Here is a 6,970-nt window from a genome sequence, read left to right as displayed (position 1 = left end):
GGATCGGCGGGGGCGGCTCGTTCAGGATCCGCAGCATCAGCAGCGCGATGCCCTCGCCGGGCGGGCCCTTGAAGGCCGGCTGACCGGCGAGGAGCTGGTACAGCGTCGAGCCGAGCGAGTAGATGTCGGAGCCGACGCCCGGCGGCCTGCCCTCCAGCACCTCGGGCGCCGCGTGGTGCGGCGTGAACGCCTGGGTGTGGGTGGCGTCGAAGGAGTCGACGAGCCGGGCGATGCCGAAGTCGGCCAGCGCCGGCTCCCCGTACCGCGACACCAGCACGTTCTGCGGCTTCACGTCGCGGTGCAGCACGTCGGTCTCGTGCGTGGCGGCGAGCGCGCCCGCCATCTTCACGCCGATGCGCAGCACCTCGGCGAGCTGGAAGGGCCCCTCGCGCGCGAGCCGGTCGGTGAGCGCGCCGTGCTCGAAGTACTCCATCGCGATGTAGGGGCGGCCGGACCGGGTGGTGCCGGTGTCCAGCACGGTCACGATGTTGGGGTGCCCGGACAGCCGTCCGGTGATCTTGCATTCGCGCTGGAAGCGGCGCATCGCCGCGTCGTCGACCGCGCTGACCGACAGGACCTTGAGCGCCACCATCCGGTCGAGCCGCTCCTGGTGCGCGCGGTAGACGACGCTGAAGCCGCCCTCGCCGACCTGCTCCAGAACCCGGTAGCCGGGGACGTCCTCGGTCATGGGTCCTTCCCGGGTGGGCGTCGGCGGTCTCGCGGCGGGGGCGCGATCCTTCGATGCGGGGCGGCCCGGGGCGGTTCCCCCGGAGGTCAACAGCGTAGTACTTGGACGAAACGGGCGTGGCCGCTCCCCGGACCGGCGGTTCGCGGCGGCGGCCCGGGGAGGCGGCCTCCGGAACGCGCCCGGAACGCGTCCCGCCCGCGTCCGGTAATGAAATAGCGGGAGATATCCACCGGCCTTCTTAATCGTTGTCCCAATTCGGCGCCGGTCCGGCGCCGGGCTGCCTAACCTCGGGGTTCGCGACCAGGGGACGCGCGGTAGGGAACGCGCAGTAGGGAGTGGCCGCCGTGGCCGAGGATGCCATGACGAATCCGGGAACGGAATCGCCGTACAGCGAACTTGTCCGGATGGCGTATTTCGTTCTTCCGGGAAGGGGAAAGCGCGCCTACCGGCTGGCGATCGCGCGCCGGATCGTGGACGGCACCGCCCGCCGCGACCGCTCGCCCGCGGGCCTCGCCAGGCGCCGCACCCGCGTCCTGCGCCGCGCCATGCGGCCCTCCCGGCGGCTCCAGGTCGGCCTCGGGCCCTGGCTGCGCGCCGTGCCCGGGCGGCTGCCCGACCCCGGGCCGACCGGGGCCCTGGCCAGGCTGGACCCGCCCGTCCGGGCCGCGTACGTGCTGCGCCACATGCTGGGCATGCCCCGGTACGCGGTCCATGACCAGCTCATCGAGGTGGGCGTGCGGCACCCGTGGCCGGTGATCGAGGCCGCGGACGCCCTGGAGGTCCCCGCGCCCCGGCGTCCGGAGTGGCCCGAGCCCGCGCTGCTGCGGCCCGTCCGCCACCGGTCGCTGCTGCCGCTCGCCACCGCCGCCGCGCTCACCGCGGGGCTGGTCGGCGCGCTCGTGATGACCGAGAGCGACGGATCCCTCGCCGGGGGCTCGCGCTCGGCGTCCGCGCACGGCCTGCGGCTGGTCACCGCCCCTCCCGCCGCCTGGACGCGGGCCGCCGGTACGCCGGGCGCCCGCACGCTGGACGCCTGGCCCGCGCGCGGCGGGCTCGTCCGCGACCGGGCCATCACCCGGCGGGCCCTGGACGCGTGGGCGCGCGCCACCGGTGACAGGCGCGCGCAGGGCGGCACCGCGCAGCTGCTGTACGCGGGCCACGTCGGCGGGGCCCCGCTCGTGCTGCTGCGGAGCGGCGACCGGCTCGCCCGCTACGCGCGGCAGTCCGGCCTGGAGGTCGTCGCGGCGGGCGCCGACCCGTCCGCCCCGATCCACCTCGGCGGCGGCCGCTACCTGCTCGCCCCCTGGGACACCCGCCCCGAGACCCTCGCCGGTGACGGGATGGAGCTGCGGGACGGCGTGATCGGCCCCGCGCTCGCCCGGACCCGCTGCGGCCGGGGCCCGATCCTGCATCTCCAGGGTCCGGACGGGTCCCGCACCGTGGGCGATCTCGGCGGGCCGCGCGCGGCCGTCCTCGCCTACCACTCGCCGGCGTACCGCCCGTCCGCCGCCGCGAGGGCCGCCGCCGCGAAGGGCACGGTGCGGCTCGGGCGGGAGGGCGTGCGGTTCTGGGAGCGCCTCGGCTGCCGCGCGCCGCGCCCGGCGCGCCCGGTGACCGAGGCGACGGCCTGGGACTTCTGGTCGGGGACGCTGCCGCACGGCGGGACGTCCGCCGACTGGGTGTGCACCCGGCTGGCGTTCCCCGGCGGCGGCGCCGACGCGCAGGCGACGCTGCTGGGGGAGCGGGAGCAGTACGCCTCGGGCGCCTGCGACGACCGCCGTCCGGTGAGCGGCACCTGGTGGCGCGCCCCGTCCGGGGGCTGGTACTACCTGGCCGCCGCCGCGCGCGGCCTCGTCCCGCGCGCCGAGGGCCCGGTCCGCTCGTCCGGTGCGGAGGAGCGCCTGCTCGTGGCCGAGCCCGTCGAGCCCGTCAGGCGCGGGCGGCGCCCCGCCGTGCGGCTCACCGCCGTCCCGCCGGAGTGACCCTCCCGGAGGGCCGGTCAGCGACCACTTACCGCCGTCGTGCACACTAGGGTGACCGAACGACGTTCAGCGGGCGCGAAAGGGGTCGCAGATGGGCAAGGGGCCGCTCTCCGGGGTACGGGTGATCGAGCTGGCCGGGCTCGGCCCGGGGCCGTTCGCCGCGATGCTGCTGGCCGACCTCGGCGCCGACGTCGTCCGGGTCGACCGCGCCTCCGCCGTCGCGGGCGCCGGGGCGACCGGCGGCACCGACTTCACCAACCGCGGCAAGCGGTCGATCGCGGTCGACCTCAAGAGCGGCAAGGGCCGGGACGTGGTGCTCCGCCTGGCCGAGAGGTCCGACGTCCTGATCGAGGGATTCCGCCCCGGCGTCACCGAGCGCCTCGGCATCGGCCCGGACGACTGCCTCGCCCGCAACCCCGCGCTCGTGTACGGCCGGATGACCGGCTGGGGCCAGGAGGGGCCGCTGTCGCGGAGCGCCGGCCACGACATCGGCTACATCGCCGTCACCGGCGCCCTCCACGCCATCGGCCGCGCGGGCGGCCCGCCGCAGGTCCCGCTCAACCTGCTCGGCGACTTCGCCGGCGGCAGCATGTACCTCGTGACCGGCGTGCTCGCGGCCCTGCTGGAGGCCAGGACGAGCGGGCAGGGCCAGGTGGTGGACGCCGCGATCGTCGACGGCACCGCGCACCTGTCCACGTTCGTCCACGGGTTCCTCGCGGGCGGCATGTGGCGGGACCAGCGCGGCGTCAACATGCTCGACACCGGCGCCCCCTGGTACGACGTCTACGAGACCGCCGACGGGCGGCACGTCGCGGTCGGCGCGATCGAGCCGCAGTTCTACGCCGAGTTCCTGCGCCTGCTCGGTCTCGCCGACGAGGACCTGCCGGCCCAGCACGACCGCGACGGCTGGCCCGGGCTCCGCGAGCGCTTCGCCGCCGCCTTCAAGGCCCGCACGCGGGACGAGTGGGCCGAGGTGTTCCTGCCCGGCGACTCGTGCGTGGCCCCCGTCCTGTCGATGGCCGAGGCCGCCGAGCACCCCTACAACACGGCCCGGGACGTCTTCCCCGAGCTGGCGGGCCACCGGCAGCCCGCCCCCGCCCCGCGCTTCTCGCGCACCGCCGCCGAAACCGATGGCGTCCCCGTCCTGCCGGGCGGCCAGACCCGCGACGTCCTCACCGACCTGGGCTTCGACGACGTCGACGCCCTCCTAACGGACGGCGCGGTCGTCCAGGGCTGATCCCCGCCGCGCCCCTAGATCCGCTGCCCGGAGCCGTTGACGGCGGGGGAGGACCACCACGGCCACGATCGCGGCGAGGAGGAAGAGCCCGGCGGACACGGCCAGGCTCAGGGCGTAGCCGTCGTTGAGCGCGGACGGGCCCGTGGCCGCGCCGGTGCGCCCGGCCGCGACGGTGGCGAGCGCGGCGAGGCCGACGCAGCCGCCGAGCTGGCGCGAGCTGTTGAGGACACCGGACGCCATCCCGGCCTCCCGGGACACGACGCCGGTCGTCGCGGCGGCGGCGACCGGGGCCAGGCACAGGCCGAGGCCGACGCTGGCGACCATGGACGGGCCCAGCACGTCGGCCAGGAAGCCACCGCCGGGGCTGATGAAGGCGAACCAGGCGAGCCCCGCCGAGGCGAGCAGCGCGCCCGGCACCAGGGACGCGCGGGGCGAGCGGGTCGCGCCGATCCGCGTCGCGACGACGCTGCCCACGATCACACCGGCGCAGAAGGGCAGGAACGCCGCGCCGGTCGCGGCGGCGCCCATCCCGAGAACTCCCTGCATGTACAGCGACACGAAGTAGAACGACGCGAACTGGCCGGCCGCCGCGAGGAACACGAACAGGTTCGCCCCGGCGACCCACCGGCTCCGCAGCAGCCCGAGCCGGACGAGCGGCGCCGCCGTCCGCGACTCCGCGAACGTGAAGGCCGCCAGCAGCACGGCCGCGCCCGCGAGCGTCGCCAGCGTCACGGCCGAGGTCCAGCCGCGCGTCTCGGTGCGGATGACGCCGAAGACCAGCAGCCCGATCCCGCACGTCGCGAGGACCGCGCCGAGCACGTCGAGCCGCTCCCGCCGCGCGGACGCGTCCTCGGCGGGCACGCCCGCGAAGACCAGCGCCAGCGCCCCGGCGACGATGGGCAGGTTGACCAGCATCACCCACCGCCAGCCCGCGTACTCGGTCAGCAGCCCGCCGGCCAGGACCCCGAGCGCGCCGCCCGCGGCGTTCACCGCGCTCCACACCCCGAGCGCCCGGACGCGCTCGCGTCCCTCGGTGAACGTCGTGGTCAGCATGGCCAGCCCGGCCGGTGCCAGCGCGGCGGCGGCGACGCCCTGCCCGGCCCGCGCGGCGACGAGCTGCCACGGCGCCTGGGCCAGCCCGCCCGCGAGCGAGAAGGCGCCGAACGCCACGAGGCCGAGGACGAACAGCCGGCGCCGCCCGTACAGGTCGCAGGCCCGGCCGCCGAGCAGCAGGAACCCGCCGAACGTCAGCGCGTAGACGTGCACGACCCAGGCCAGGTCGACCGGCGCGAAGCCCAGGGAGGCGCGGATCGCGGGCAGGGCGACGTTCACCACGGCCATGTCCAGGGCGACGACGAACTGGGCGACGGCCACCGCGGCCAGCACCACTCCGGGTCGCCCCCGTGAATTTTTATACATGTAAGAAAAATAGCCCGCGCACGTCTCCGCTGTCCACACCGGGGAGCGCGGATGGGCGATGATGGGGGGATGCCGCAACCGTCCGCGCAGCGCAGGGGCAGGCCGCCCCGCATCTCCCGCGAGGAGATCGTCGAGGCCGCGCGCCGTCTCGTGGACGAGGAGGGCGTCGCCAAGCTGACGATGCGGCGGCTGGCCACGCAGGTCGGCAGCACCCCGATGGCGCTCTACCACCACGTCCGCGACAAGGAGGAACTGCTCGTCCTGCTGCTGGACGACTACGCCGCGCGGACGCTCCGCAGGCCCGACCTGCCCGCCGACCCGCGCGAGCGCGTGATCGTGGTCGCGGCGGCGATCCGGGAGGCGCTCGCCGGCTGCCCCTGGATCGTGGAGGTGCTCACCGCCGACGACCTGATGTCGGAGTCGGCGCTGTGGTTCAACGAGAACATCGTGGACGGGCTGATCGAGTGCGGCCTGACCCCGGAGCAGGCCGTCCACGCCTACCGGGCGATCTGGTACTACACGGCGGGGGAGATGCTCGTCCGGGCCGCGTCCGCCCGCCGGCGCGCCCGCGACGACCGGCCCACCTACCGGGACCGGGTCTTTGCCGCCCTCGATCCCGCGGCGCTGCCCCGGCTGTCCGCGCTGGGCACGCGCTGGGCGCCGCTGACCGCCGAGGACACCTACCTCGACGGCCTGCGCGCCCTCGTCGACGGCCTCATCGCCCGCGCGGCCGGATGATCCGCGCTACAACCCCAGGCGCTTGGCGGCGATCTCGTTCATGATCTCGTTGGTGCCGCCGCCGATCCCCAGGATCCGCGCGTCGCGGTAGTGGCGCTCGACCTCCGATTCGCGCATGTAGCCCATCCCGCCGTGGAGCTGGACGGCCTCGTGGACCACGTGCTCGCAGGCGTACACCGCGGTGTTCTTGGCGAAGGCCGTCTCGGTCAGCACGTCCTCGCCCGCCGCGTGCCGCTCGGCGACCGACCGGGTGTACGCGCGCGCCACGTCCACCTGCCGGGCCATCTCGGCGACCTTGTGCCGGACGAGCTGCCGCGACGCCAGTGGCCGTCCGAAGGTCTCGCGGTTCCGGATCCACCCCATCGTGAGATCCAGGCAGCGCTGCGCGGTCGCATACGCCTGGACGGCCAGCGACAGCCGCTCGCTCACGAAGTTCTGGACGATCTGCAGGAACCCGCTGTTCTCCGCCCCGACCAGGTTGCTCGCGGGCACGCGCACATCGCTGAAGGACAGCTCCGCGGTATCGGAGCAGAGCCACCCCATCTTGCGCAGCGGCCTGGACACCGTGAACCCGGGGGCGCCCTTCTCGACCACCAGCAGGGAGATCCCGTCGAACCCCTCACCGCCCGTCCGCACGGCCGTGGTGACGAAGTCGGCCCGCACGCCCGAGGTGATGAACAGCTTGGCCCCGTTGACGATGTAGGAGTCCCCGTCCCGCACCGCCGTGGTCCGGATCCCCGCCACGTCCGACCCGGTGCCCGGCTCGGTGACGCCGAGCGCGCCGATCATCTCCCCGGCGAGCACGGGCCGCGCGAACCGGTCGATCAGCCCCTCGTCGCCGGACGCGATGAGATGCGGGAGCGCGATGCCGTGGGTGAACAGCGACGCCACCACCCCGCCCGACCC

The 6,970-nt window shown here is 75.4% G+C and carries 6 protein-coding genes; 3 read left to right on the top strand and 3 right to left on the bottom strand.

Annotated features, from left to right (window positions below; all coding sequences use genetic code 11):
- A partial coding sequence (locus E1298_RS42050; RefSeq protein ID WP_131902973.1) for a serine/threonine-protein kinase occupies positions 1–688 on the bottom strand: 688 nt, incomplete at its 3' end.
- Between the two features lie 404 nt (positions 689–1,092).
- On the opposite strand from E1298_RS42050, the gene E1298_RS42045 reads away from it, so the two are divergent.
- Positions 1,093–2,670: a hypothetical protein gene (locus tag E1298_RS42045; RefSeq protein WP_131902972.1), complete on the top strand. Its 1,578-nt coding sequence runs from the start codon at positions 1,093–1,095 to the stop codon at positions 2,668–2,670.
- 91 nt (positions 2,671–2,761) lie between these two features.
- On the top strand, positions 2,762–3,907 hold the full coding sequence (locus E1298_RS42040; RefSeq protein ID WP_131902971.1) for a CaiB/BaiF CoA transferase family protein: 1,146 nt from the start codon (positions 2,762–2,764) through the stop codon (positions 3,905–3,907).
- Here E1298_RS42040 and E1298_RS42035 read toward each other — a convergent pair.
- The gene (locus E1298_RS42035) at positions 3,878–5,326 is read right to left on the bottom strand and encodes an MFS transporter (RefSeq protein WP_131902970.1); all 1,449 of its coding nucleotides are present in this window, start codon (positions 5,324–5,326) and stop codon (positions 3,878–3,880) included. The two genes, E1298_RS42040 and E1298_RS42035, sit on opposite strands and share 30 nt — an antisense overlap.
- 69 nt (positions 5,327–5,395) lie before the next feature.
- Between E1298_RS42035 and E1298_RS42030 the strand changes: the two genes are divergently transcribed.
- Positions 5,396–6,064 carry a TetR/AcrR family transcriptional regulator gene (locus E1298_RS42030; RefSeq protein WP_131902969.1) on the top strand — a complete coding sequence of 223 codons (669 nt, stop codon included), beginning with the start codon at positions 5,396–5,398 and terminating at the stop codon, positions 6,062–6,064.
- Positions 6,065–6,070: 6 nt separating this feature from the next.
- Here the strand turns inward: E1298_RS42030 and E1298_RS42025 are convergent.
- On the bottom strand, positions 6,071–6,970 hold a 900-nt coding region (locus tag E1298_RS42025; protein ID WP_131902968.1), incomplete at its 5' end, for an acyl-CoA dehydrogenase family protein.

The organism is Actinomadura rubrisoli, assembly GCF_004349215.1.
GTDB classification, from domain to species: Bacteria; Actinomycetota; Actinomycetes; order Streptosporangiales; family Streptosporangiaceae; genus Spirillospora; species Spirillospora rubrisoli.
The sequence above is the reverse complement of the archived record's forward strand: the minus strand, read 5'-3'. Positions and strand labels throughout refer to the sequence as shown.

Coding starts and splice junctions, on each gene's coding strand:
- E1298_RS42045 (WP_131902972.1), top strand. CDS start 1,093: ATGGCGTATTTCGTTCTTCCGGGAAGGGGAAAGCGCGCCTACCGGCTG.
- E1298_RS42040 (WP_131902971.1), top strand. CDS start 2,762: ATGGGCAAGGGGCCGCTCTCCGGGGTACGGGTGATCGAGCTGGCCGGG.
- E1298_RS42035 (WP_131902970.1), bottom strand. CDS start 5,326: ATGTATAAAAATTCACGGGGGCGACCCGGAGTGGTGCTGGCCGCGGTG.
- E1298_RS42030 (WP_131902969.1), top strand. CDS start 5,396: ATGCCGCAACCGTCCGCGCAGCGCAGGGGCAGGCCGCCCCGCATCTCC.